Origin of the sequence: Agarivorans sp., from assembly GCF_050295395.1 — a bacterium.
Classification (GTDB): Bacteria; Pseudomonadota; Gammaproteobacteria; order Enterobacterales; family Celerinatantimonadaceae; genus Agarivorans.
Genome location: NZ_JBNKPP010000002.1, coordinates 1 through 25,203, shown reverse-complemented (window position 1 = coordinate 25,203; position 25,203 = coordinate 1). Strand labels below are relative to the sequence as shown.

Below are 25,203 nucleotides of genomic sequence, written 5' to 3'. Positions count from 1 at the left end.
CGTTGTTTAAGTCGGCTTGATGTTAACGATTAAGTTGGAGCTTAAGTACTTGGTAAGCTTATGGGAAAACCATAGTGCCCTATATGCAGGCGGCCTTATCAGGCCGCTTATTATTTTATATAGGTTTTTGAGCTAGCGCTTGCCTTGGTTTTGCTACTTTACTTGCCGATACAGAAGCTAGTGAAGATGCGGCTTAGCAGATCGTCGGAGCTAAATTCGCCGGTGATCTCACTTAAGGCTTGTTGTACTAGGCGTAGTTCTTCGGCAAGCAGTTCGCCGGCTTGGTAAACCTCTAGTTGGGTTTTACCATTATCTAGGTGTTCGGCAGCTTGCTCTAAGGCATTAAGGTGGCGACGACGTGCCATAAATCCGCCTTCTAGGTTGCCGGTAAAGCCCATGCACTGTTTGAGGTGGGCTTTTAATTCAGTTAGACCTAATTCGGTTTTGGCTGAGATTTTAAATACCGGATGGCCATGATCCATCACCACATCGAGGCTTTCCCCGGTAATATCGGCTTTGTTACGCACTACCGTCATGCCCATGTTAGGCGGCAGTTTAGCGACAAATTCTGGCCAGATTTTCAGCGGGTCAAGCTGGTCTGTGGTGGTGCCATCCACCATAAACAATACCCGATCAGCATTATTAATTTCATCCCAAGCGCGCTCGATACCAATTTGTTCAACTACATCGGCGTCATCACGCAAACCGGCGGTATCAATGATGTGCAGTGGCATGCCATCGATATGAATGTGCTCGCGCAATACATCACGAGTGGTGCCGGCAATGTCGGTAACAATGGCGGCCTGTTTCCCAGCTAAGGCATTCAGTAAGCTCGATTTACCCGCATTGGGGCGCCCAGCTATGACTACTCGCATACCTTCACGTAGCAAAGAACCTTGGCGTGCTTGCGCCTGTACTGCACTGAGTTCATCAATGATAGCGTAGAGATCGCTTTGTACTTTGCCGTCACTGAGAAAATCGATTTCTTCTTCAGGAAAATCGATAGCCGCCTCAACGTAGATCCGCAAACGGGTGACGTTTTCTACCAAGCTATAGATTTTGTTAGAAAACTCTCCCTGCAGCGACTGTAGGGCACTTTTAGCCGCTTGCTCGCTGGTAGCTTCAATTAGGTCTGCAATGGCCTCTGCTTGGGCTAGGTCGAGCTTGTCGTTAAGAAAAGCGCGTTCGCTAAACTCTCCGGGGCGAGCCATGCGTAAGCCTTCAATTTGGCTGATTTCACGGATCAGCATATCTATTACCACTGGGCCACCATGACCTTGTAGCTCTAATACGTCTTCGCCGGTAAAGGAGTGAGGGCCTTTAAAGAATAAGGCGATGCCTTGGTCTAAGGTATCTCCCTGTAGGTTCTTAAATGCCAAATAATCGGCATAACGAGGCTTGGGGCACTTACCCAATAATTGTTCTGCTACCTGTTGCGATAAGGGGCCGGAAACACGAATAATGCCTACGCCGCCGCGTCCCGGTGCTGTTGCCTGTGCCACTATGGTATCAGTTGAACTCATGCTGACTCTCTTTGCTCTTGCGGTAAAAATAAAAATGCCATTCAGCTTTCACTGAATGGCATTTTAGCACTCTCGCTAAACTTTGTGCTTAGCGTTTATGCAATCCTTTTTTCTCAAGGTTACGGTAAATCAGAGTTTGCTGAATTAGTGTAACCACGTTACTCATTAACCAGTATAGAACTAGACCTGCTGGGAACCAGAGGAAGAATACAGTGAAGATAACCGGCATGAATTGCATGATCTTCGCTTGCATTGGGTCGGCTACGGTAGTCGGAGACATCTTCTGAATGAAGAACATGCTCACGCCCATTAGCACTGGCAAAATGTAGTAAGGGTCTTGTACTGACAAGTCAGTAATCCAACCAAAGAATGGCGCATGACGAAGCTCAACGCTTTCCATTAATGACCAGTACAAGGCGATGAAAATCGGCATTTGTAGCAAGATAGGGAAACAGCCACCCAGTGGGTTAACTTTCTCTTTCTTGTATAACTCCATCATGCCTTGAGACATTTTCTGACGATCGTCGCCATACTTCTCACGTAGCGCTGCCATTTTGGGTTGTAGCAAACGCATTTTCGCCATAGAGGTGTATTGCGCTTTGGTGAGTGGATACATGATACCTTTCACCGTGAAGGTGATTAGGATAATCGCGATACCCCAGTTTCCAACAAAACTATGGAAGAACTTAAGCAATTTAGACAGTGGCTGAGCAATAAACCACAACCAGCCGTAATCTACGGTAAGGTCTAGGTGCTTGGCGGCTTCTGCCATTTGCTCTTGTAGTTTAGGACCAACCCATAAGCTAGAGCTTAGTTGCTCACTCTGGCCTGGTGCAACAGAGTGGGCTGGGGCTTTATAACCCATGAACACAAAACCGTTATTGGCGTTTGAGTACAATTGGTTGGTGCTATTTTCGTCAGGTAACCAAGCGGTAACGAAGTAGTGCTGCATCATGGCTACCCAGCCACCAGTGGTGGTGACGTTTAGGTTAGCTTTCTGCATGTCTTTGATTTTGTATTTAGAGTAACGGGTTGAGTCACTCGAGTAAGCACCACCGCGATAAACCGGCATTACCATGCTTGATTTATGCTCTTTTTCGGTTTGCTTAAGTTGGCCATATAACTGCAGGTTTAGCGCTTGCTCACTGTTGTTGGTCACGTCATAAGTCACGTCAACATCGTAGCTGCCACGCTTAAGGGTGAAGCTTTTAGTGAAAAGGTTGCCGGCTTGGTCTTGGTAAGTCATAGCCACAACCACTTGGTCTTCGCCTTCAGCTAGCTCGAAGTTAGAGCTGCTTACTTTATAGATAGGGCGACCATTGGCGCTGGCATCTGGGCCGTCGCGACCAATCAAACCACTTTGCGCAATATAGGTGAAGTTAGCATCCTCTTCTAAAAGAACGAAAGGCTCGCTAGATTCTTCTTCAATTGGGTAGGCTAATAACTCGCCACTAACAACATCACCACCTTGAGAGCTAATTTTTAGCTTTAGTACGTCGGTGGTTACAGTGATTAACTGACCTGCGCTAGTCGCTTGAGTTAAGTCTGAATCATCAGAAGACGTCGCACTTGCTGGCACATCAGGATGCGCGCCGGCTGGCGTGGCGTTAACAGTATTGGTCGCAGTAATCACTTCCGGCTGCGGGCCGTAATCTTTTTGCCATTGCTGATATATAAGAAAACTTACAAACAGCAACCCAATTATCAGTAAATTGCGTTGAGATTCCATAATATTAGTTAATCACTATTGGTTTTTTTGGAACCTGGAACCGGATCATGTCCGCCAGGATGTAGTGGATGGCATTTTAATAGACGTTGGCTTGCTAACCAACAACCTTTTATCACACCGTGCAAATTTATTGCTTCAATCGCATAATCTGAACACGTAGGCGTAAAACGGCAGCGCGGTCCAAGCAAAGGACTTATCAAATATTGATAAGCTTTGATGGGCAATATCGCTAAGCTTCGCAACGGCGCGAAAGTCTTCGCCATGATTTCTCCAGCATTTTACTTATTTCTTGATTGCTTAAATCAGCAATTCCGTGTTTAGAGATAAGCACAATATCAACAGCGGGTAACTGATGCTGATGTAATCGAAAACTCTCTCTTACCAAGCGTTTAATACGATTGCGACCTACGGCAAGCTTAATGCTTTTTTTGGAAACGGCTAGGCCTAGTCGTGGATGAGCTAAGGTATTAGGTTTGGCAAGGATGGTGAGTTGAGGAGTACCCACACGAACGGGGTTGGAGAATACGTGTTTGAAATGCATGGGAGTTAACAAACGTAACTCCCTGCCGAACGAATGTCTTTGCATTAATTATGCAGACAAACGTGCGCGACCTTTGGCACGACGACGAGCCAAAACTTGGCGGCCGTTTTTAGTTGCCATGCGAGCGCGAAAACCGTGGCTACGCTTACGCTTTAGTACGCTTGGTTGAAAAGTACGTTTCATAGTTATTACTCTGCTAGCTAGTTTTTTACTGTACAGTCGGTGCAATTAACCGAAATGGTTGGCGCACCGGGTAAAAAAGAGGCGAAATTCTAATCATTCGCCCCTTCTAAGTCAAACGAAATATCGTTTAATCTTAAATCGTTTTGCCTGGAAGATCTTTTAGATCCTGCGGCGGCATTATAGTGCTACTAATTATAGCTGCAAGTGATCTCTACTATTCAATTGCATCTCTTTTTAGTATTCGCGAAATAAACTGTTGAGTTCTTGGATCTTTTGGTTGAGTAAACAGTTGCTCCGGCGGACCTTGTTCAACAATATTACCATCACTCATAAATACGACTCGGTCGGCCACTTCGCGGGCAAAGGCCATTTCATGGGTGACGATCAGTAAGGTTTGCTTACGCTTGGCTAACATTTTTATTAAGCCAAGTACCTCACCCACCCATTCTGGATCCAATGCCGAGGTGGGTTCGTCAAATAGAATGGCTTGGCTTGGGGTAGCCATGGCTCGGCCAATACCAATACGTTGTTGCTGGCCCCCAGAAAGTTGGCTTGGGTATTGTTTGGCTTTATCGGCGAGGCCAATATCAGCAAGAATTTGTCTTGCCTTAGTGAGTGCAGTCGCCTTGTCTTGTTTCCATACGGTAATTAAGGCTTCGGCTATATTCTGTTCCGCGTTTAAGTTGGCAAATAATGAGTAGTTTTGAAATACAAAGGCAAACTTTCGGCGTAACGCTATGATCTCACTGGCATGGTGTTGCTCAGCATTGACCGTTAGACCATCGACACTAATTATGCCGCTGTCTGCTTGCTCTAGGAAGTTTAGGCAACGTAAAAAAGTCGATTTTCCTGTGCCTGAAGGGCCGATAATAGCCACAACTTCGCCTTCATTCACCTCAAAGTCGATACCATTTAATACTTTTTGCCCATTAAAGCTTTTATGTAAGTTGGCTACTTTGATCATGCTAATAGGCCTTTGCTAAACGTTTTTCGGCGAGGTTTTGCACTTGGGTAAACACTGCCACTACCGCCCAATAAATCAGCGCAACGGCTAAGAAGGCTTCAAAAAACTTAAAGCTACTCGACGCTTCCATTTGTGCTTTTGCCATAATTTCTGCCACACCCAAAGTGAACGCTAAAGAGGTGCTTTTGATCATATCTATCAGATAATTCATTAGTGAGGGCAATGCGGTTCGCAGTGCTTGGGGCAGAATAATGCGCTGTAAGGCCTGAATACGTGTCATGCCAAAGGCATAGCTGGCATCCCATTGGCTATTGTTTATGGAGGTGATTGCAGCGCGAATGCTCTCTGCCTTATAAGCTGCAAAGTGCAAGCTTAAACCGATAACAGAGGCACTAAAGGCATCAATACCTATCATAAATGGAAACAGTTGTGGCAGGCCGTAGTACAAAATAAATAGCTGAACTAACAGCGGCGTCCCTCGAAAAAAGGAAATAAACACCACTGAAAACTGATTCAAAACTGGCAGCTTGAATACTCGAACCAATGCCAATATTAGCGCTAAAATTAACGCGAAAATGGCTGCAATTGCAGCCATCTCCATGGTTGTAGCCAAATACTTAAACAGTATTGGGAACAGTTCAATCATGTAGCCAAAGTCAAAGCTAGACATTATTGGGTGATGTCTCCGTCAAACCATTTTTGGGAAATTGCGCTAAGTGTGCCATCTTTACGCATAGCTGCAAGGCTAGCGTTAACTTGTTGTTGTAGGGCTTGGCCAGCCGCATTATTTTTAAATGGCATGGCGTTTTCAATGGTTTCAAAAGGTTGCCCTGCTAATGCTAGTGGTAGACCCGATTTTTTAATCAGCGCTAGAGAAGATACGCGGTCCATCACAAAGGCATCGGAACGACCTAATGCTACATCTTGCTCGATACCGGTGTCGTAAGTAGCAATGTTAATTTGCTGCTCTTCATCGTGTTTGCGTAGTAGTTGTTCGAAGTTGGAGCCAAGGTTAACCGCAACTTTTTTACCTTTTAGGTCATCAATACCGTTAATTTCTTGGTTGCCTTTACGTACTACGATTTGCGCACCGTCAATAACATAAGGTGTTGAAAACAAGTATTTCGCCTTACGTTCGTCGGTGATGGTGATTTGGTTAGAAATAGTATCGATTCGGCCGGTTTCTAACATGCCAAATAGGCCTGAAAAGTTTGCGGTAACAAATTCTACTTGCCAGTCATTACGCTTGGCTAATTCATTCCAAACATCAACTTCAAAACCTTGTAGTTGGTCCTGTTTAACAAAGGTAAACGGAAAATAGCGTCCAGACATGCCTACTTTTACGTTTTGTTGGGCAAATGCTGACCATGGTCCTAAGCTAAGTACCAGTAATCCAAGTAATAAACGAGATTTATTCAATAGTTTCATTTTTATTTGTCTGCAAATTTAGTTATCTATAGTAAAAAATACTAATTTATAGTGGCTGTGTACACAAATACGCTGTAGTTATATCAAATAACTAAGTCGTAATTTTGCTCAAATAATGTTATTCACATTTTTGTTATCTGCTTGTGAATAATTCATAAGAAACCTAGAGTTTAAGCGGCTTCCGGTATAAAATAGACGGTCTTTTTGGGTAATAACGCGGAGTGGCTAGTGAGTGGGTCTCTTTGGCAGCAAATCTTAGTTCGATTACAAGATGAATTGCCGGCAACAGAATTTAGTATGTGGATCCGACCACTTCAAGTAGAGCAAGGTGCCGAGCTATTGGTGTTATATGCGCCTAATCGCTTTGTATTAGATTGGGTGAAAGATAAATACCTGATTAGAGTAAATGCCTTACTTGAAGAGTTTTGTGGTAGTGACAAGCCAGGTTTGCGCTTTGAGGTGGGCAGTAAACCACTTAGCAGAACCTTGAGCGCAGACTTAAATAGTCGTCATTCCGCTTCATCAGGCGCTAGTCCTTCGCCAGTGAGTAATCACGACAGCGGTAAAAGCTGGGACAAAGAACCAGCTGTAAAATCTGCTTTAGAAGCTAATCACCGTAATAATATCAATGCTACTTACCAGTTCGATAACTTTGTAGAGGGTAAGTCAAACCAGTTGGCTAGAGCTGCGGCGACCCAAGTGGCTAATAATCCGGGTGGCGCTTATAACCCATTGTTTCTTTATGGGGGTACCGGCTTGGGTAAAACTCACCTACTGCATGCAGTAGGGAACGGCATCATCAATAGTAAGAAAAATGCCAAAGTGGTTTATATGCATTCTGAACGTTTTGTTCAGGATATGGTAAAAGCGTTACAAAACAATGCGATAGAAGACTTTAAACGTTATTACCGGAGTGTTGATGCTCTGCTTATCGATGATATTCAGTTTTTCGCCAATAAAGAGCGCTCTCAAGAAGAATTTTTTCATACCTTTAATGCGCTGCTAGAAGGTAATCAGCAAATTATTCTTACCAGCGACCGCTACCCGAAAGAAATCGACGGGGTAGAAGATCGGCTTAAGAGCCGCTTTGGTTGGGGCTTGACGGTGGCGATTGAGCCACCAGAGTTAGAGACGCGCGTGGCCATCTTAATGACCAAGGCAAGTGAAAATAATATTCGTTTGCCAGACGAAGTGGCCTTCTTTATCGCTAAGCGCTTACGCTCTAATGTTCGTGAGTTAGAAGGCGCGCTCAACCGAGTTATTGCGAATGCTAATTTTACTGGACGGGCGATTACTATCGACTTTGTGCGAGAAGCCTTACGTGATTTATTGGCGCTGCAAGAGAAGTTGGTGACCATTGATAATATTCAGAAAACAGTGGCTGAATATTACAAGATTAAAGTGGCAGATTTGTTGTCTAAACGACGCTCTCGCTCGGTTGCTCGGCCACGTCAGTTGGCCATGGCCTTAGCCAAAGAGTTAACCAACCATAGCTTGCCTGAAATCGGTGACGCTTTTGGTGGACGCGACCATACCACGGTATTACATGCTTGCCGCAAAATTTCTCAGTTGAAAGAAGAAAGTCACGATATTAAAGAAGACTATCAAAATCTCATTCGTACCTTGTCGTCATAATTGGAGAGGCCCTACTAGACATGCAATTTAGTATTAATCGAGAGCAACTGCTAAAACCGCTTCAACAAGTAAGTGCTGCTTTGGGCGGGCGACCCACGATTCCCATTCTAGGGAATGTGCTGTTGGACATCAGTAATCAGCAGTTATCGATTACCGGCACCGATATGGAGGTAGAGCTGATTGCCACCTTACCTCTAGAAAATACCGTTAATGACGGGCGAGTAACGGTTCCTGCGAAAAAGTTTGTTGATATTTGTCGTGGCCTACCGGAAGGTTGTGAAATTCACTGTAAGGCCGATGATCATCGTTTAGTACTGAAGTCTGGGCGCAGTCGTTTTTCTCTTGCCACCTTGCCTGCAAGCGATTTTCCTAATGTTGAAGATTGGCAAAGTCAGCAGGTGATTCAGTTGACCCAAGGTCAATTGAAAAACCTGATTGATAGCACCCAGTTCTCCATGGCTAGCCAGGATGTTCGCTACTATCTAAACGGCATGTTATTTGAAACCGATGAGAAAGGTCTAAAGACCATTGCTACAGACGGCCACCGTTTAGCTTTGGCTGAGCAAAGCATTAATCAGCCGGGTTTACAGGCGCAACAAGTGATTGTGCCGCGCAAAGGTGTTATTGAATTGTCGCGGATGCTAGAGCATGAAGATCAGCTAGTTGAGTTACATATTGGTAGCAATAATTTGCGAGCTTGTATTCAAAACTTCACCTTTACCAGTAAATTAGTTGATGGACGTTTTCCTGACTACCGTCGTGTATTGCCAGCAAACAGTGATAAGGCTTTAGTCTCGGGTAGGGAAGAGCTGAAACAGGCTTTTTCTCGAGCCGCCATTTTGTCTAACGAGAAATTCCGCGGTGTGAGATTACAACTACAGTCTGGCTCGTTAAAAATAACTGCGAATAATCCTGAACAGGAAGAAGCAGAAGAAATTTTAGATGTGGACTATAACGCCGAAGATTTAGAAATTGGCTTCAACGTTGTTTACGTATTGGACGTATTAAACGCCCTTAAATGCGAGCAGGTTCGCGTTAATATGAGCAATAGCAATAGTAGTGCTTTAATCGAAGATGCTGAGCAAACAGGTAAAGCTATGTACGTTGTTATGCCAATGCGACTTTAATTGGCTAGTTAATGCATATTCAAAGCTTAGGCTTGCAGCACTTTAGAAATATCGACGCGGCTAGCCTGTCCTTGAACCCTCAGCTAAATGTGATTCTGGGGAATAATGGAAGCGGTAAGACCAGCGTACTAGAGGCGATTTATTACCTAGGCTTTGGCCGGTCTTTTCGCAGTAATCGACCCAGTAAGGTCATTAGCTATCAGAAAGACAGCTTTGTGGTTTTTGCTCAACTAGAGCAGCACAAAATTGGCTTACAGAAATTTAAAAGCGGTGATACCGCGTTAAGAATAAACCAAGAAAATGTTAGAAGTCAGGCGGTATTAGCCTCTCTGTTGCCTTTGCAAATACTTCATCCAGAAGGCTATGCCTTGGTTGATGGTAGCCCTAAGTATCGACGAGCGTACTTGGATTGGGGAGTGTTTCACGTGGAACATCAGTTCCACAGTGCTTGGCAAAATTATAAGCGGCTATTAAAGCAGCGTAATGCTTTGCTCAAGCAAACTCGAAATTACCAAGACTTGAGTTACTGGGATAAACAATTAGTTGAGTTGGCAGAAGTAGTTAGCCTACTTAGAGCAAAGTATGTAAAGAGTATTAGTCAAAGCTTGTCTCAGTTGGTAGGGGAGTTTCTACCTGAGTACAGTTTTGAACTCAGCTTTTATAAGGGCTGGGATGATAAGAGTTCGTTAAGTGAATTGCTTAGCACAAGTTTTTCGCGAGATAGATTGATGGGGTTCACTCAATATGGCCCTCATAAAGCAGACTTAAAGTTTAAATTTAACGGTATTAACGCAGTTGATTTAATCTCTAGAGGACAGCTGAAGCTGTTTGTTTGTGCATTGATTTTGGCTCAAGGTCAGCATGCAGAGCAAATTAGCGGTAATAAAACCATCTATCTTATCGACGATTTTGCGGCCGAGCTAGATAGCGCAAAACGAAGCCTACTTGCTAAGTGCTTGCAACGAAATGGGTCTCAAGTGTTTGTTTCAGCAATTGAAGAACAAATGCTAGATGGATTTGATTTAGAAGGATGCACAATGTTTCACGTGGAACATGGTGTTATCAACGACTATAAAACGAGAGTAAAACATGGCTGAAAATGAATATGGCTCATCAAGTATTAAGGTATTAAAAGGCCTTGATGCGGTAAGAAAACGTCCTGGGATGTATATTGGTGATACCGATGATGGCTCAGGTTTACATCACATGGTATTCGAAGTTGTAGATAACTCTATCGATGAAGCATTAGCCGGCCACTGTCAGGATGTTGTTGTTACTATTCATAGTGACGGTTCAGTGTCTGTATCAGATGATGGCCGCGGTATTCCCGTTGATCTCCATGAAGAAGAAGGGGTATCTGCCGCAGAAGTTATTATGACGGTACTACACGCCGGTGGTAAATTTGATGATAACTCCTATAAAGTGTCTGGTGGTTTACATGGGGTAGGTGTTTCGGTAGTAAATGCCTTATCTATTAAACTACAGCTAACTATTAAGCGCCAAGGTCATGTTTACGAGCAGTTTTACACTTTAGGTGAACCCGATGCACCTTTGGCCAAAGTAGGCGACACCGATAAAACCGGTACTGAATTACGCTTCTGGCCAAGCGCAGAGATTTTCTCTGACACTACTTTCCATTACGATATTCTAGCTAAACGTCTACGTGAGTTATCGTTCCTCAATTCAGGTGTGTCGATCATCTTAAACGATGAGCGAGATGGTAAGCAGGATCACTTCTGTTACGAAGGTGGTATTCAAGCCTTCGTTTCTTACTTGAATACCAATAAAACCCCGATTCATGATAAAGCCTTTAGCTTCAATCTAGAGCGAGAAGACGGTATTGCCGTTGAAGTTGCTATGCAGTGGAATGACGGTTTCCAAGAAAATATCTACTGTTTTACTAACAATATTCCTCAGCGTGATGGCGGGACTCACCTTGCTGGTTTTAGGGCGGCGTTAACTCGAACCCTAAATAGCTATATGGAAAAGGAAGTAAACAAGAAAGAGAAGAGCAGTGCTACCGGTGATGATGCCCGTGAAGGCTTAACTGCGGTTATCTCTGTGAAGGTTCCAGATCCTAAATTTTCAAGCCAGACTAAAGATAAACTGGTTTCTTCGGAAGTGAAATCTGCAGTAGAACAAGCAATGGGCGAAAAGCTCAGCGATTACCTGCTTGAGAATCCACAAGAAGCTAAGATTATCACTCAGAAAATTATTGATGCAGCCCGAGCTCGTGAGGCGGCGCGTAAAGCCCGAGATATGACTCGTCGTAAAGGCGCCTTGGACTTAGCAGGCTTACCCGGTAAGTTGGCCGACTGTCAGGAAAAAGACCCAGCTCTTTCTGAACTATACATAGTGGAGGGTGATTCTGCGGGTGGTAGTGCTAAACAGGCGCGTAACCGTAAGAATCAGGCGATTTTACCACTTAAAGGTAAAATTCTAAACGTAGAGAAGGCTCGCTTCGACAAGATGCTGTCTTCGCAAGAAGTTGCCACGTTAATTACTGCCTTGGGGTGTGGGATTGGTCGTGATGAATATAATCCAGATAAAACCCGTTATCATCAAATCATCATCATGACCGATGCTGACGTGGATGGTTCTCACATCCGTACTCTGTTATTGACCTTCTTCTACCGCCAAATGCCGGAGATTATTGAGCGCGGTTACATCTATATTGCTCAACCACCTTTGTATAAGGTGAAAAAGGGTAAGCAAGAGCGTTATGTAAAAGATGAAGAATCCTTAACAGAATACCTTACCTCCTTGGCTTTGGATAACGCTGGACTCTATGTGAATGCCGAAGCTCCTGCTATTTCCGGTGAACATTTAGAAAGTTTGGTTAGCCAGTACCGCCGCGTCTGGAAAAATAATGAACGTTTATCACGTCGTTACCCTATATCTTTACTAAGCCAAATGGTTTACCAACGTTGCTTAAGTGTGGATGAGCTGAAAGAACCGACGGGATTAGCGCAATGGGCTAATGAATTAATTGAGCCAGTTAATGCTGAGTTGCCTAGTGGTAATTACTATACGGTTGAAGTGGAGAAACACCAAGAACGTGATATTTACTTCCCGGTGTTTACCTTGCGTCAACATGGCGTAGATACCGCCTTTAAGTTTGAATCTGACTTTTTTGCGTCAAACGACTACAAAGATATTTGCAGCCTTTATGATAACTTAAATAATCTTATCGAAGAGGGCGCATATATTAAGCGTGGCGAAAAAGTTAAGCCGGTAAGTAGCTTTGAAGAAGCGTTGAACTGGTTAATGTCTGAATCGCGTCGAGGCCTCTATATTCAACGTTATAAAGGTTTGGGTGAGATGAACCCCGATCAATTATGGGAAACTACCATGGATCCGGAAACTCGTCGCATGCTAAGAGTTACTGTTGAAGATGCTATCGCTTGTGACCAATTGTTCACTACCTTAATGGGTGATCAGGTTGAGCCGCGTCGTCACTTCATCGAAGACAATGCCTTGAACGTTGAAAACCTAGACGTTTAAGCATCTGCTCCTGTTTTTAATCCAGCAAAAGGCAATATGAAAATATTGCCTTTTTTGTACTTGAAAGCCAAAAGATTGCCCCTATATATAGTTATAACGCAGCGCCACATTGGCTGGGCTACGTAATAAACGGTGCAGCGTTAATGCTGGCCACAACAATTTATTGCTCTATGAGGATAAACAAATATGCGTAATCAATATGACTTTTCTCCACTTTATCGTACTGCTATTGGCTTCGATCGTTTAGCTAATTTCATTGAAGCGGCTTCTAACCAAAGCGCTCAAGCACAAAGTAACGGCTATCCTCCTTATAACATCGAAGCGCTAGATGAAAATTATTACCGTATTACCTTAGCTGTAGCTGGTTTTAGCGAAGACGAGCTAACTATTGTGGCTCAAGAAAATGCCTTAGTGGTAACGGGTACTAAGCAGAAGAAAAACGAGCAAACTAAATTTTTACACCAAGGCATTGCGGAACGAGGATTCGAGCGCAAGTATCAAATAGCCGATCATGTGAAAGTGAAAGCGGCTAACTTGGAAAATGGCTTGTTGCAAATAGACTTGGAAAGAAAAATTCCAGAAGCGTTAAAACCTAAACAAATCCCAATTAATGGCAAGTTGCGGGTTGAAGCTTTAGACGCTAAATCAGCCTGATAGCAAAGTAAGATAAATGAAGGAAGGGCCTTTTAGGCCCTTTTTTGTTAGCTTAATAATGGATTAACTACATCGGCTAATATCTCTATTCCGCGTTTTACTTGCATTTCGCTTTGCGCGAAGTTGAGGCGTATACACTCTTGAGTGTGCTGCCACTCGTTGCTGATTCCGGGGAAGAAGTAGCTGCCGGGAACGATTAACAAACCCTCTTGCTTAAGACGCTGATAGAGCTGCTTATCGCTGATGCTTAAGCCTTCAAACCACAGCCATAAAAACATCGCACCTTCTGATTTATGTATTTTGAATTGCGCAGATGGAATAGCCTGTTGCAGCCATTTTATCGCCTGTTCAGATTTCTGCTGATAATAGGGTTTAATGATGTTGTTGCTCGCATCGAGTAGACTGTTATCTTTAAGCATTTCGTTAGCGAGTGCAGGGCCAACTCCGCCTGGCGATAGGTTAATGATTCCAGAAAGGTTGCTTATGGCTTTTACCGTTTCAGGTTTAGCTATCACAATCCCACAGCGTGCCCCGGGTAAACCCAACTTAGATAAGCTTAAACAGAGTATGGTGTTTTCATCCCAATAGGGAGTGGCTTCGTGAGTAAAAATCAAATTAGGAAAAGGCAGCCCGTAGGCGTTATCGATTAGCAAGGGGATGTTATGTTGTTTGGCTAATTGCGATAACTTAAGTAGCTCTTTATCGGTAATAACATTACCGGTGGGGTTGGTGGGTCTGGAAACACAGATTAACCCAATGGTTTCATCAATATTAAGTTGTTCAAAATCAACATGATACTTGAATTGGCGCCCCTCAAGTAGTTCTATACTAGGTTTAGCTCCAACAAATAAATCGTCACTAAGCCCACTGTCTTCATAGCCGATATATTCAGGGGCTAGAGGAAACAATACTTTTTTGTTTGGCTTTCCTTTTCCGGCAAACAAATTAAAAAGGTAGAAAAAAGCCGTTTGGCTGCCATTAGTTAATGCAATATTGTCTTCATCAATATCCCATTGGAATTCATTTCTAAAAAATATGGCTAAGTTGGATATAAATTCCTTATTTCCTTTGGGGGCATCGTAGTTACATAAGGCTTTTAGCAGATTTTGATTGTCTAGACTGCGGCGCAGATGCTGGTCGAATATGGCATTCATGGCCGGGATCTGTGCTGGGTTGCCACCACCCAACATAATCATTTCATCGCCAGCTCTAATCCCTTCATCAAGGTCATCCATTAACTGAGTTATACCAGCGTGGCGAGTAAACTTATTACCAAAACTCGAATACGTCATAACTTTCCCTTTGTCTTGAAGCCGTCACCTTAGCAAAAATCTAGCTTGAAAAACATTACTCAAATAGCAGCAATTATCTCTGTTGGTAAGCAGGGCATAGATATGAAAAAAGCGGCCGAAGCCGCTTAGTTAGTCGTTGATGTGCTTTGCCCTTAGTGACTTGTTTGTCCGGCAAATACTACCACTACCGCATCATCACCTTTACGGCGTTCAAATACATAAGGCTGTTGACTTAGTTGCTTGTGCTCGCCCGCGCCTACCGCTTGGTGCCGTTTACGGAACTGTAGCAGCTTCTGCCAGTGTTTATGTACCGCAAGGCGTTGTTCGTCCAGTTGATCCCAGTTCATGTCTGAGCGGGTCGCCTGATGCTTATCCGAGCTACGAGGGCCTTTCTCTCTTGCGGTTTCATCACCGTAAAATACCTGTACTGCCGTAGGCATCAACAAGAATGCCGAGCCCAGTTGTTTTTGCTGCTCGAAATCCTTACTAATACTGCCGTAGGCAAGGCGAGTATCATGAGATGACACATAGCTCAGTAATTTACCATCGCGCTGTGTCAGTACCTTAGCGTAACGCTCATAACCTTCTTCCATATCAGCCAAACAGTTCATGCCTTTTTGGGCAAGGTCGGTTTGGTAAGTAAAGTCGATTAAAGAATCAAAGCCACTGGCATATAGGCGAGAGTTGTTTAGACCTTGTCCCCAAAACTCACCAGTCATCCAGAACTCATTATCGTCTAAGACCTTATCTGGATTGTTCTGTTTCCATTCATTAAAGGCCTTGCTAGACGCGAGTTTTAATTGTTGCCAAGCTTCTGGTTCAACGTGTTTAACGGTATCAGCACGGAAGCCATCGATACCATATTCTCTTACCCAATCAGATAACCAAGTGACGAGATAATCGCGGACTGTAGCGCCTGGGATTTCCACTGCTTTAGTGTCGGGTTTGTTTTTGTAAAAAGGTGGTAGGCCAACCACTTTGTCTGATTCGGTTTGGAAGTCAGGTAAATAAGCCAGCGACATTTCAAAATCACTTGGACCGGGATTTGGGTAACCCGAAATATCTGTTCTTACCCAGTCTGGCCCCCACCATTTTACCCAACCTGCGCGGTTGCCGTAGTCGATGTAGTCGTTAAAACTATGCCAAGTTTCGCCTTTGCCTGGGGTCCAGTCAGTCCACTTTTCTCCAAGGTAGGTTTCGATGGGCACGTCATAGTCTTGCGTGGCGCCAAACTTAAACTCTTGCATATCGGCGAGGGTCGCGTAACCGGTGTGATTCATTACGATATCCATGACTACGCGAATACCTTTAGCATGAGCGCTGTCGACGAACTGTTTAAATTCCTCGGCGCTGCCCATGTTTTGATCCATAACTGTATAGTCTTGAGCGTAGTAACCATGGTAGCCATAGTGCTTGAATTCACCACGCATACCGCCGCCGACCCAGCCGCGGATTTGTTCGTAGGGTGCGGTAATCCAAATGGCATTGATACCAAGATCTTCAATGTAATCGAGCTTTTCTGTTAAACCTGCAATATCGCCGCCGTGGAAGGTGCCGATTTCATTTTGGCCGTCTTTGCTACGTCCATAGCTATTATCATTGTCTGGGTTGCCGTTATAGAAGCGATCGGTAATCACGAAGTATACCGACGCGCTGTCCCAGTTAAACTGGTCGGCGGTTTTAGTGGTTGGTTCGAGTAACAACAGGCCTCCGCTTTCTGGGGCCGGGGTAAAGGTGACTTTTCCTTGGTAAACGGTACTAACTTGACCACTGTAGAAATCTTTAACAGCGGTGCCTTCTTCAAAGCTCTTGCTTACGTCTACTGTAATGGGCTGACCGTCCCATTGCAGACACTGCTGGCTCTGTTTTAGTGCTTGTTGTGAACTTGTCGACGTAGCTATTGTGTTTTGGTTGGCATCGTTGGATGCACAACCCGCGATAGCCATGCTGACCAAGCAGCCCAATAGGGCAGGATTAATTACTTGCTGCATTGTTTAGTTCCATATCTAATTTCTGTTGACCATATAAAAAAAGCCCCAGTTGGGGCTTTTAACTAGCGTAGCTAGGATTACATCTGTTCTTTTTCGATGTAAACAACAGGGATCTCTTCAGACCAGTCTAGGAAGAAACGATATACACCGTCTTCTTCTGGAGTAAATTTGAAGTTATCGAAAGCTGAACATTTATTAGATTGACGACGTTCGCCAACTTTGATGTCTGCTTCACCAGATAGGAAACCGAAGTTAGTACCACATTGCCATGCAGCATCACCAAATTTCCACTCGTAAGGTTGGCCGTCCGCAATTAAAGGCTCGTCAACAGCAGAAGTAGCAGACCAAACATTTTCTTTACCTTCAACGGGTTGAAGTTTGAATTCAGGAGCCGCATCCCACCAAGTGAATACACCGCGTAGGTATACATCACGTGTTAATTTGCTATTTGAATCGCCAGAAGCACAACCTGCTGCAAGAACGGTGACTAGTGCTAGCACACCTGCTTTCATAATATTTTTAAGCATTTCTAATTCCTTTCTTTTTTATAGCTTTCCTTTGTCTTTGCAGACAAAACATTACGTAATGAGCTTAACTCAGCACCAGTTATAGCGAAGCTAGTCGTGAAAAAACGTGCCAAGCTCACACTCCCAAGCTGAAAAGGATTTCAAGATTCACGGGAAATTATTAAAACAGTTAAGTAGATCAAAAAAAGCCGCTTAATTAGAAATTAAGCGGCTTTTAGCTGTAGATAGAAGGTGTTGTTTTATTGAATAACCGAGATATCAGCAATTTCTAAAAACAGTTGTCTTAGCGAGTTTAGCAGGCTTAAACGATTGATTTTTAGTTGATCATCTTCACTCATTACCATGACGTTATCAAAGAACTGATCAACCACTTCACGTAAACCAGCAAGCTCAATAAGGGCTTGTTGGTAATCGGCTTTAGCCAACAAAGGAGCTACCTTTTCGGCCATGGCTGCAATCGCGCTGGCGAGAGCTTGTTCTTCTGCTTCTTTTAATAAGCCACTATCAATTTCGGGCTTCACGAAGTCAGGATTTTTCGCCAGGATATTGGATACCCGTTTGTTGGCCGCAGCCAAGGCTTGCGCTTGTTCCAAAGTACGGAAGTGGCTTACCGCTTTGATCCGTGACTCAATGTCGATTAACTGACTTGGTTTACGCTCTAATACCGCGGTAATTACACTGGCATCGATGCCTTGTTCTAGGTACATGGCGCGCAGACGGGCGTAGATGAAGTCGAGCAGCTGAGCATGAACCTGGTTTTGCTGTTCTTGTGATAACTCAAGAGGGAGCAACAATAGCGCACTATTGATTAGGGTATTCAAGTCTAGTTGGTAGCCTTTATCTTGAATAATGCGGATGATACCTAAGCTGGCGCGACGCAGTGCGAAGGGGTCTTTGTCGCCTTTAGGTAGTTGGCCAATGGCAAAGATGCCTACCAAGGTGTCTAATTTATCTGCGATTGCTACCGCTGAAGCCACTTTAGATTCGGGGAGTTTATCGCCAGAAAAACGCGGCCAGTATTGCTGATTTAAGGCATTGGCTACGTCTTCGTGTTCACCATCAAATCTGGCATAATACATCCCCATAACACCTTGAATATCAGGGAATTCTAATACCATTTCACTGTTTAAATCGGCTTTAGATAGTAGCCCGGCGCGTTGCGCATGTTGGCTATTACCACCAATTTCACCAGCAATTTGGGCAGCCAGTTCAGAAACGCGATTGGCTTTGTCTAATAAACTGCCTAATTTTTGTTGGAACACCACATTGGCTAGTTTATCTAAACGACTGTCTAATCGAGATTTCTTATCGGTTTCAAAGAAGAATTCGGCATCGGCTAGGCGAGGACGAACTACTTTTTCGTTACCTTCCACTACTTGCTTAGGATCTTTACTGACAATGTTAGATACAAAGATGAAGCGAGGTAATAAGTTACCTTCGGTATCTAAGATAGGGAAATACTTCTGGTTGTCTTTCATGGTGTAAATCAGCGCTTCGGCTGGTACCGCAAGGAACTTATCTTCAAAGCTACCTACCATTGCCACCGGCCATTCCACCAATGAACACACCTCTTCTAACAGGCTGTCATCCATCTCAACTACGCCGCCTTCACGAGCGGCTTCGGCTTCAATCTGCTCACGAATAATGGTTTTACGTTGTTCGTAATTAACGATGACCTTACCGCGACGATCTAACTGTTGTACATAATCGTTGGCATGGCCAAGTTCAAACTCGGCTTCACCCATGAAGCGGTGGCCGCGCACGGTGCGTGCTGATTCGATGCCGAGAATATTACCTTGAACCAGCTTTTCACCATATAACATGGTGATGGTGTGTACCGGACGAATGAACTGGGTTGCGGTGGCTCCCCAACGCATAGGTTTGGGAATGGGCAATTTGGCTAAACTATCGGCAACGATCTCTGGAACCAGTTGATAAATGCTTTGGCCGCTAATTTCCGCTTTATGCAGTAACCACTCACCCTTATCGGTGCTGATGCGGTCTGCTTGTTCAACGCTAATACCGTTAGAGCGAGCCCAACCCTCGGCTGCCTTAGTGGCTTTGCCGTCGGCATCAAAGGCTGCGCTCACTGCTGGGCCGCGTTTTTCTACCACTTTGTCTGGGGTTTTTTCACTAAGTGCGGTCACCAACAAGGCTAGGCGACGAGGTGCAGCAAACCATTCAACTTTTTCAAACTGAAAGCCGGCTTTCTCTAGCCCTTGTTGTACGTTACTTTGAAACGATTCGGCTAAGCCTCGTAGGGCTTTAGGTGGCAACTCTTCGGTGCCGATTTCTACTAGTAGGTTGTCGTAACTCATGCTGCCTCCGTTACTTGTTGTCTTTGCATAAAGGGAAACCTAGCTCTTCACGAGCATGGTAATAAGCTTCTGCTACTGCTTTGGATAAGGTTCTTACTCGCAGAATGTAGCGTTGGCGTTCGGTTACCGAAATTGCATGACGGGCATCAAGTAAGTTAAAGGCATGTGAGGCTTTCATTACTTGTTCATAAGCAGGCAGTGGAAGCCCTGCTTCAATTAATTTTTGGCTGTCTTTTTCACATTGGTCAAACTGGGCAAATAAGGCGGTGGTATCGGCGTATTCGAAGTTGTAAGTAGATTGTTCAACTTCGTTCTGATGGAATACATCACCGTAAGTTACTTTGCCCATAGGGCCATCGGTCCATACTAAGTCGTAGATGCTATCTACGCCTTGAATGTACATGGCAAGGCGCTCTAAACCATAGGTGATTTCACCGGTTACTGGAGAGCACTCTAAGCCACCCACTTGCTGGAAGTAAGTGAATTGGGTGATTTCCATGCCATTTAACCAAATTTCCCAACCTAGGCCCCAAGCGCCTAAAGTAGGAGATTCCCAGTTGTCTTCAACGAAACGAATGTCGTGAACTTCTGGGTTAATGCCTAATTCAACCAAGGAGCCAAGATACAGCTCTTGAATGTTGTCGGGAGAAGGTTTCATGACAACTTGAAATTGGTAATAATGCTGAAGGCGGTTAGGGTTTTCACCGTAGCGTCCATCAGTGGGGCGGCGACATGGTTGTACATACGCACTAGACATCGGTTCTGGACCGATAGAGCGCAAGAACGTTTGCGGGTGGAAGGTACCTGCGCCCACTTCCATGTCTAAAGGTTGAACAATGACGCAGCCTTGGCGAGCCCAGTAGTCCTGTAGGGCTAAAATCAGGCCCTGAAAGGTTTTTATATCGTATTTATGCATGATTTTGTGTCGCGCGTATGAAAAATAATCGGTTTTATAACTGACGGAGTATACCTTAGCAAGTAAGCAGACCCTAGTGCTGTTATAAGGCGAATTGCTGATAAAGTAGACTTTTTTTAAAAAACTGGCCTAACTACCTTTTTTGATCAAATACTGAAAAGGAGACTGGTCGGTTTTTTTTGCCACTAAGGTGTGATCCATGAATTCACAAAAGCTGACCATGTCGCGAGTAGTCGAAGGATCGTCGGCTTCGACTAATAGGGTTTCACCCAGACTCATATTGCGAATCGCCTTTCTTACCATCATCACCGGCTCAGGACAACGTAAACCCAAAGCGTTTAATTGATGATCGGCTTGGCTTAAGTCTATGTCTTTACTCATCGAACTTAGTTCTCTTATTGCTACTTTGGTCTCTTCATCAGGACGAAAATCCCGGGGGCAGCGGCCATAAATGACGCTGACGAATAAGCCAAGACTACCATAAACCTTCGGCAAATAAAAAAGGGGCTCAAGCCCCCTGTGTAAAGTTGATTAGCGAATTCGTTGTTCGTTATGAGGGTCGAAGAATACTGCGTTTGACAGATCAAACATCAGATCTAAATTTTCGCCCATTTTTGCTGGTTTGTCTGGGTCTAAACGACAACTAATTTCTTTATCGTTTAAGCTAACTAAGGCAATCGTATCGGGACCGGTTGGCTCTAATACACCTAGTTTTAGGTTGAGTGTGGCGACTAAGGCTTTACCTTGCTTAGACGGATTAACATGAGTAATTTGCTCTGGTCTAATCCCCACTACCACCGATTTTCCGGCATAGTTTGCTAGATGCGCGGGTAGTGGAATGTGATGTTGGTTTTGTTGATCGCAAACTAAGGTCCCAACTAAACCTTGCTCTGATTGCTCTACTCGGCAGTGTAAGAAATTCATCGCCGGAGAACCCATGAAGCCGGCCACAAACATATCTGCAGGGTTATTGTAGATCTCGGCAGGTGTACCTAGCTGTAATAACTTACCATCTTTCATTACTGCAATTCGGTCAGCCAAGGTCATGGCTTCGATTTGGTCGTGGGTGACGTAAACGATGGTAGTACCTAAGCGTTGATGAAGCTTTTTGATTTCGTGGCGCATTTCCACTCTAAGTTTGGCATCTAGGTTACTCAAGGGCTCGTCGAACAGATAGATTTTAGGTTGACGAGCCAGAGCTCGGCCCATCGATACCCGTTGCTGTTGTCCCCCAGACAACTGTGATGGTTTACGCTCGAGCAGGTGTTCAATCTGCAACAATTGAGCCACTCGGGTGACTTCTTTATCGCGGGCCGTTTTTTCCATTTTTTGAATTTTTAATGCAAATTCAATGTTGCCGCGTACTGTCATGTTGGGGTAGAGCGCGTAAGACTGAAACACCATGGCGATGTCTCTGTCTTTCGGTGGTACTACATTAACCACTTTGCCATCGATGCAAATGTCACCACTAGTGATGCTTTCTAAGCCCGCTATCATGTTCATTAGCGTGGATTTTCCGCAGCCAGAAGGCCCCACTAAGATTAGGAACTCACCTGAGTCTATGGAAATATTGATGTCTTCTAGGGTATTCGGACTGTTTTTACCATAGCGCTTGTGTAATTGTTTTATATCTAAGGTCGCCATTGCTTCTTATCCTTTTACTGAGCCGGCGGTTAAGCCACGCACAAAATATTTTCCAGCTACAACGTAAACAAATAGGGTAGGAAGGGCGGCGATAATCGCTGCGGCCATATCTACGTTGTATTCTTTAACACCGGTACTGGTGTTAACTAAGTTGTTTAATGCCACTGTGATCGGTTGCGAATCAGAGCCCGAGTAAACCACGCCAAATAAAAAGTCATTCCAAATTTGGGTGAATTGCCAAATGATGCAAACCATGATGATGGGCTTGGAAATAGGCAGCATGATTTTAAAGAAGATGGTAAAGAAGCCGGCACCATCCAGTTTGGCGGCTTTAACCAATTCGCTGGGAACAGAAACGTAGAAGTTGCGGAAGAATAAGGTGGTAAACACCAAACCGTAAACTACGTGAACAAACACTAAGCCAGTGGTGGTATTAGCTAGGCCAAATTTACCTAAAGTAGCCGCCATCGGCAGCAAAATCACCTGAAAGGGAATGAAGCAGCCAAATAACATCAGGGCAAAAAACAGGTTTGAACCTTTAAAGCGCCAGTGAGCAATAACGTAGCCGTTGAGGGCACCAATTAAGGTAGAAATGAACACCGCCGGTATCGCCATTTTGAACGAGTTCCAGAAGTAGCCCTTAACCCCTTCACAGGTCACCCCTGTGCAGGCACTTCCCCAAGCTTTGGCCCAGGCTTCCACTACCCATACATCGGGGAGTGATAGTAGGTTGCCGCTACGAATATCCGGCAAGGTTTTAAAGGAGGTGAGTAACATCACCATTAACGGCATTAAATAAACTGCACAAAATAACAGTAAAATCAGATAGATGAATAAACGTCCCGGTGTGAATTTAGTCATATTATTGCTCCCGGTTACGCAGTTCTGAGTACAAATAAGGTACGAGGATCGCCAATACGCCGGCTAACATCATCATCGCACTCGCTGCGCCTAAGCCCATTTGGCCACGAGTGAAGGCATGGGTATACATGAATAGAGCGGGTAAATCTGATGAATACCCGGGGCCTCCTGAGGTTAAGGCGGTGACCAAGTCAAAGCTCTTGATGGCAATGTGTGAGGTAATAATCACGGCGCTAAAGAATACTGGACGTAAGCAAGGCAGAATGATTTTCCAGTAAATGGTAGGCATACTGGCGCCGTCAATTTGCGCTGCCTTAACAATGCTGGAATCGATGCCGCGTAAACCCGCTAAAAACATCGCCATAACAAAACCTGAAGACTGCCACACCGCAGCAATCACCAAGGTGTACACAGACATTTCATTGCTCACTATCCAGTCAAACTTGAAGCTGGTCCAGCCCCAGTCGTGTATCATTTTTTCTAAGCCCAGTCCGGGATTTAATATCCACTTCCACGCGGTACCGGTAACAATGAAAGACAATGCCATGGGGTAAAGGTAAATGGTGCGAATAGCCCCTTCTTGGCGAATGTTTTGGTCTAGTAAGATCGCCAGTAGAGTGCCTAAAATAATCGAAATAACAATAAATAAAACACCAAAAACCAGCAGGTTAATACAGGAAGTGAGCCAACGGTCATTTTCCATTAGCTTTTGGTATTGCAACAAACCCGCCCACTTAAAGTTGGGTAGGAAGCGTGAATGGGTTAACGATAGGTAGCCAGTCCAAGCAACGTAGCCGTAAATACACACTGTCACCAAAAAAATCGAGGGTGACAAAATGATTTTGGGTAGCCATTTTTGCAGAATATTAAACATAGTACAGCCTCGTTCGAACATCCGGTTCAAACAATAAGATAATCGCAACAGCAAGCTCCGGCATGGCGCCGGAGCTAGGGGGCTTATTTAGCGGCTTTTACTACGCGCGCCAATTTAGTTACAGCTTGTTTAGGGTCGCCGTTAGGATCATTGAAGAAGTTGGTTACTACGTCATAGATGGCACCTTGCACATAGCCAGTAGTGGCTAAGCCGTGGGCCATACTAGGAACCAAGTCGCCTGACTTATTACTGGCCTTAAAGGTAGCCATAGAGTCCAGTGCACAACTATCAAACTTGCTCATATCCATGTCGGTACGCACCGGAATAGAACCCTTGTTTAAGTTGAATACCTCTTGGAACTCGGGAGTGAGGATGGTTTTAGCCAAGGCTTTTTGGGCTTTTACGTTTTCAGCATTATTTAGCTGGAACATCGCGAAGCTGTCGATGTTAAACGTGAACTGGCCATCGGTTCCGGGAGCCGGTAAACAAACGAAGTCTTTACCTGGTACTTTACCAGCAGCAATAAATTCGCCTTTCGCCCAGTCGCCCATAATTTGCATAGCCGCTTGACCATTGATTACCATGCCGGTGGCAATATTCCAATCGCGGCCGGGTGAGTCACTGTCGATGTAGTTACGCATTTTTTGGAAAACGCTGAACACTTCAACCATTTTATCGCTACTGAGTACCGCATCGTCGTGTTCAACAAAGGCTTTGTTATAGTCTTCTGAACCGAGAATATCTAAGGCAACCGCCTCAAAAACGGTGGCGTCTTGCCAGGCTTGACCACCGTGAGCAAGAGGAATAATACCTGCCGCTTTTAGCTGGTCCGCTGCAGCAAAAAATTCGTCCATTGTGGTGGGTAGTTTGGCTCCGGCTTTTTCAAATACCGCAGGGTTGGCCCATAGCCAGTTTACTCGGTGAACGTTAACCGGAACGGCAACGTAATCACCGTTAAATTTCATTACCTTGGTGACAACGGCTGGAACCACTTGGTCCCATTTTTCGGCTGCTGCCACTTCATTGAGGTTGGTTAAGAAGCCCAGATCGGCCCATTCTTGAATGTCGTGCCCTTTAATTTGGGCAGCTGCTGGTGGGTTGCCAGAGATAGCGCGGGTTTTCAGTACCGTCATAGCACTTTCACCGCCGCCGCCAGCTACGGCAAAGTCTTTCCAAGAGTGACCTTGGGTTTCTAACATCTCTTTAAGTACGCCGACCGATTTTGCTTCGCCGCCTGAAGTCCACCAATGAAGAACTTCAACTTCGCCTGCATGAGCAAGATTAATCGCGCTAGTAAGTGCCAGGGTAGAGGCAAGAGTGACAAATTTACGCATATTCTTAATGCCTTTTGTTATTGTTTTGTGAATTCCATTCCTTGTTTAACCAATCTATTTGTCGCTTATTGGCTACTTAATAGACTATATGAAACACATCGATAACAAAGTAACCATTTGTAACAAGGGTGTTACAAATGGCTTATTTTATGTGAGGT

The 25,203-nt window shown here is 44.5% G+C and carries 23 protein-coding genes; 5 read left to right on the top strand and 18 right to left on the bottom strand.

Annotated features, from left to right (window positions below; translation table 11 throughout):
* Positions 1-158: 158 nt before the first annotated feature.
* From mnmE to ACQY6Q_RS00090, 8 genes are all read right to left on the bottom strand, one after another.
* Complete coding sequence (mnmE, locus tag ACQY6Q_RS00125; protein ID WP_427976429.1) at positions 159-1,523, bottom strand: tRNA uridine-5-carboxymethylaminomethyl(34) synthesis GTPase MnmE; 1,365 nt, start codon at positions 1,521-1,523, stop codon at positions 159-161.
* Positions 1,524-1,611: 88 nt separating this feature from the next.
* Positions 1,612-3,252, bottom strand: coding sequence for a membrane protein insertase YidC (gene yidC / locus ACQY6Q_RS00120; RefSeq protein WP_427976426.1), 1,641 nt, complete (start codon positions 3,250-3,252; stop codon positions 1,612-1,614).
* An 8-nt stretch (positions 3,253-3,260) separates the two neighbouring features.
* Positions 3,261-3,515 (bottom strand): membrane protein insertion efficiency factor YidD, encoded by a 255-nt coding sequence (yidD, locus tag ACQY6Q_RS00115; RefSeq protein WP_083481595.1) that lies wholly within the window; start codon positions 3,513-3,515, stop codon positions 3,261-3,263.
* Positions 3,482-3,838, bottom strand: a complete 357-nt coding sequence (rnpA, locus tag ACQY6Q_RS00110) for a ribonuclease P protein component (RefSeq protein ID WP_055733489.1) — start codon at positions 3,836-3,838, stop codon at positions 3,482-3,484. The genes yidD and rnpA overlap by 34 nt, the downstream gene beginning before the upstream one ends.
* Positions 3,839-3,841: 3 nt before the next feature.
* Complete coding sequence (rpmH, locus tag ACQY6Q_RS00105; protein WP_055733490.1) at positions 3,842-3,976, bottom strand: 50S ribosomal protein L34; 135 nt, start codon at positions 3,974-3,976, stop codon at positions 3,842-3,844.
* Between the two features lie 214 nt (positions 3,977-4,190).
* Positions 4,191-4,940, bottom strand: coding sequence for an amino acid ABC transporter ATP-binding protein (locus ACQY6Q_RS00100; protein ID WP_427976421.1), 750 nt, complete (start codon positions 4,938-4,940; stop codon positions 4,191-4,193).
* Between the two features lies 1 nt (position 4,941).
* Positions 4,942-5,610, bottom strand: a complete 669-nt coding sequence (locus ACQY6Q_RS00095) for an amino acid ABC transporter permease (RefSeq protein WP_427976419.1) — start codon at positions 5,608-5,610, stop codon at positions 4,942-4,944.
* Complete coding sequence (locus ACQY6Q_RS00090; RefSeq protein ID WP_427976417.1) at positions 5,610-6,368, bottom strand: amino acid ABC transporter substrate-binding protein; 759 nt, start codon at positions 6,366-6,368, stop codon at positions 5,610-5,612. The genes ACQY6Q_RS00095 and ACQY6Q_RS00090 overlap by 1 nt, the downstream gene beginning before the upstream one ends.
* 228 nt (positions 6,369-6,596) lie before the next feature.
* Between ACQY6Q_RS00090 and dnaA the strand changes: the two genes are divergently transcribed.
* From dnaA to ACQY6Q_RS00065, 5 genes are all read left to right on the top strand, one after another.
* Positions 6,597-8,003 (top strand): chromosomal replication initiator protein DnaA, encoded by a 1,407-nt coding sequence (gene dnaA, locus ACQY6Q_RS00085; protein ID WP_427976414.1) that lies wholly within the window; start codon positions 6,597-6,599, stop codon positions 8,001-8,003.
* Positions 8,004-8,023: 20 nt separating this feature from the next.
* Entirely contained in the window at positions 8,024-9,130 is a 1,107-nt protein-coding gene (gene dnaN / locus ACQY6Q_RS00080; protein WP_427976412.1) for a DNA polymerase III subunit beta, read from the top strand.
* 11 nt (positions 9,131-9,141) lie between these two features.
* Positions 9,142-10,227 carry a DNA replication/repair protein RecF gene (recF, locus tag ACQY6Q_RS00075; protein WP_427976409.1) on the top strand — a complete coding sequence of 362 codons (1,086 nt, stop codon included), beginning with the start codon at positions 9,142-9,144 and terminating at the stop codon, positions 10,225-10,227.
* Positions 10,220-12,634: a DNA topoisomerase (ATP-hydrolyzing) subunit B gene (gene gyrB, locus ACQY6Q_RS00070; protein WP_427976407.1), complete on the top strand. Its 2,415-nt coding sequence runs from the start codon at positions 10,220-10,222 to the stop codon at positions 12,632-12,634. The genes recF and gyrB overlap by 8 nt, the downstream gene beginning before the upstream one ends.
* Before the next feature lie 186 nt (positions 12,635-12,820).
* Positions 12,821-13,288, top strand: coding sequence for an Hsp20 family protein (locus ACQY6Q_RS00065; protein ID WP_427976405.1), 468 nt, complete (start codon positions 12,821-12,823; stop codon positions 13,286-13,288).
* 47 nt (positions 13,289-13,335) lie between these two features.
* On the opposite strand, the gene ACQY6Q_RS00060 is transcribed toward ACQY6Q_RS00065, so the two are convergent.
* The 10 genes from ACQY6Q_RS00060 to ACQY6Q_RS00015 form a co-directional block, all read right to left on the bottom strand.
* Positions 13,336-14,580, bottom strand: a complete 1,245-nt coding sequence (locus tag ACQY6Q_RS00060) for a valine--pyruvate transaminase (RefSeq protein WP_427976403.1) — start codon at positions 14,578-14,580, stop codon at positions 13,336-13,338.
* Positions 14,581-14,732: 152 nt separating this feature from the next.
* Entirely contained in the window at positions 14,733-16,571 is a 1,839-nt protein-coding gene (locus ACQY6Q_RS00055; RefSeq protein WP_427976400.1) for an alpha-amylase, read from the bottom strand.
* A 77-nt stretch (positions 16,572-16,648) separates the two neighbouring features.
* Positions 16,649-17,098, bottom strand: coding sequence for a hypothetical protein (locus ACQY6Q_RS00050; RefSeq protein ID WP_427976398.1), 450 nt, complete (start codon positions 17,096-17,098; stop codon positions 16,649-16,651).
* A gap of 239 nt (positions 17,099-17,337) precedes the next feature.
* Positions 17,338-19,416 (bottom strand): glycine--tRNA ligase subunit beta, encoded by a 2,079-nt coding sequence (gene glyS, locus ACQY6Q_RS00045; RefSeq protein ID WP_427976395.1) that lies wholly within the window; start codon positions 19,414-19,416, stop codon positions 17,338-17,340.
* A gap of 10 nt (positions 19,417-19,426) precedes the next feature.
* Entirely contained in the window at positions 19,427-20,332 is a 906-nt protein-coding gene (glyQ, locus tag ACQY6Q_RS00040) for a glycine--tRNA ligase subunit alpha (RefSeq protein ID WP_427976393.1), read from the bottom strand.
* A gap of 129 nt (positions 20,333-20,461) precedes the next feature.
* Positions 20,462-20,713, bottom strand: a complete 252-nt coding sequence (gene tusA / locus ACQY6Q_RS00035) for a sulfurtransferase TusA (protein ID WP_427976390.1) — start codon at positions 20,711-20,713, stop codon at positions 20,462-20,464.
* Between the two features lie 150 nt (positions 20,714-20,863).
* Positions 20,864-21,976, bottom strand: coding sequence for an ABC transporter ATP-binding protein (locus tag ACQY6Q_RS00030; RefSeq protein ID WP_427976388.1), 1,113 nt, complete (start codon positions 21,974-21,976; stop codon positions 20,864-20,866).
* 6 nt (positions 21,977-21,982) lie between these two features.
* Entirely contained in the window at positions 21,983-22,837 is an 855-nt protein-coding gene (locus tag ACQY6Q_RS00025; RefSeq protein ID WP_427976385.1) for a carbohydrate ABC transporter permease, read from the bottom strand.
* A 1-nt stretch (position 22,838) separates the two neighbouring features.
* Positions 22,839-23,711 (bottom strand): carbohydrate ABC transporter permease, encoded by an 873-nt coding sequence (locus tag ACQY6Q_RS00020; RefSeq protein WP_427976382.1) that lies wholly within the window; start codon positions 23,709-23,711, stop codon positions 22,839-22,841.
* A gap of 83 nt (positions 23,712-23,794) precedes the next feature.
* Positions 23,795-25,045, bottom strand: a complete 1,251-nt coding sequence (locus ACQY6Q_RS00015; RefSeq protein WP_427976380.1) for an ABC transporter substrate-binding protein — start codon at positions 25,043-25,045, stop codon at positions 23,795-23,797.
* Between the last annotated feature and the right edge of the window lie 158 nt (positions 25,046-25,203).

Excerpts from the sequence above, each read along its gene's own strand:
- yidC (WP_427976426.1), bottom strand. The coding sequence starts at position 3,252 with ATGGAATCTCAACGCAATTTACTGATAATTGGGTTGCTGTTTGTAAGT.
- ACQY6Q_RS00025 (WP_427976385.1), bottom strand. The coding sequence starts at position 22,837 with ATGACTAAATTCACACCGGGACGTTTATTCATCTATCTGATTTTACTG.
- mnmE (WP_427976429.1), bottom strand. The coding sequence starts at position 1,523 with ATGAGTTCAACTGATACCATAGTGGCACAGGCAACAGCACCGGGACGC.
- ACQY6Q_RS00060 (WP_427976403.1), bottom strand. The coding sequence starts at position 14,580 with ATGACGTATTCGAGTTTTGGTAATAAGTTTACTCGCCACGCTGGTATA.
- ACQY6Q_RS00065 (WP_427976405.1), top strand. The coding sequence starts at position 12,821 with ATGCGTAATCAATATGACTTTTCTCCACTTTATCGTACTGCTATTGGC.
- ACQY6Q_RS00030 (WP_427976388.1), bottom strand. The coding sequence starts at position 21,976 with ATGGCGACCTTAGATATAAAACAATTACACAAGCGCTATGGTAAAAAC.
- glyQ (WP_427976393.1), bottom strand. The coding sequence starts at position 20,332 with ATGCATAAATACGATATAAAAACCTTTCAGGGCCTGATTTTAGCCCTA.
- ACQY6Q_RS00020 (WP_427976382.1), bottom strand. The coding sequence starts at position 23,711 with ATGTTTAATATTCTGCAAAAATGGCTACCCAAAATCATTTTGTCACCC.
- rnpA (WP_055733489.1), bottom strand. The coding sequence starts at position 3,838 with ATGCAAAGACATTCGTTCGGCAGGGAGTTACGTTTGTTAACTCCCATG.
- ACQY6Q_RS00100 (WP_427976421.1), bottom strand. The coding sequence starts at position 4,940 with ATGATCAAAGTAGCCAACTTACATAAAAGCTTTAATGGGCAAAAAGTA.
- ACQY6Q_RS00050 (WP_427976398.1), bottom strand. The coding sequence starts at position 17,098 with ATGCTTAAAAATATTATGAAAGCAGGTGTGCTAGCACTAGTCACCGTT.
- dnaN (WP_427976412.1), top strand. The coding sequence starts at position 8,024 with ATGCAATTTAGTATTAATCGAGAGCAACTGCTAAAACCGCTTCAACAA.
- yidD (WP_083481595.1), bottom strand. The coding sequence starts at position 3,515 with ATGGCGAAGACTTTCGCGCCGTTGCGAAGCTTAGCGATATTGCCCATC.
- tusA (WP_427976390.1), bottom strand. The coding sequence starts at position 20,713 with ATGAGTAAAGACATAGACTTAAGCCAAGCCGATCATCAATTAAACGCT.
- ACQY6Q_RS00055 (WP_427976400.1), bottom strand. The coding sequence starts at position 16,571 with ATGCAGCAAGTAATTAATCCTGCCCTATTGGGCTGCTTGGTCAGCATG.
- rpmH (WP_055733490.1), bottom strand. The coding sequence starts at position 3,976 with ATGAAACGTACTTTTCAACCAAGCGTACTAAAGCGTAAGCGTAGCCAC.
- recF (WP_427976409.1), top strand. The coding sequence starts at position 9,142 with ATGCATATTCAAAGCTTAGGCTTGCAGCACTTTAGAAATATCGACGCG.
- ACQY6Q_RS00090 (WP_427976417.1), bottom strand. The coding sequence starts at position 6,368 with ATGAAACTATTGAATAAATCTCGTTTATTACTTGGATTACTGGTACTT.
- gyrB (WP_427976407.1), top strand. The coding sequence starts at position 10,220 with ATGGCTGAAAATGAATATGGCTCATCAAGTATTAAGGTATTAAAAGGC.
- ACQY6Q_RS00095 (WP_427976419.1), bottom strand. The coding sequence starts at position 5,610 with ATGTCTAGCTTTGACTTTGGCTACATGATTGAACTGTTCCCAATACTG.
- glyS (WP_427976395.1), bottom strand. The coding sequence starts at position 19,416 with ATGAGTTACGACAACCTACTAGTAGAAATCGGCACCGAAGAGTTGCCA.
- ACQY6Q_RS00015 (WP_427976380.1), bottom strand. The coding sequence starts at position 25,045 with ATGCGTAAATTTGTCACTCTTGCCTCTACCCTGGCACTTACTAGCGCG.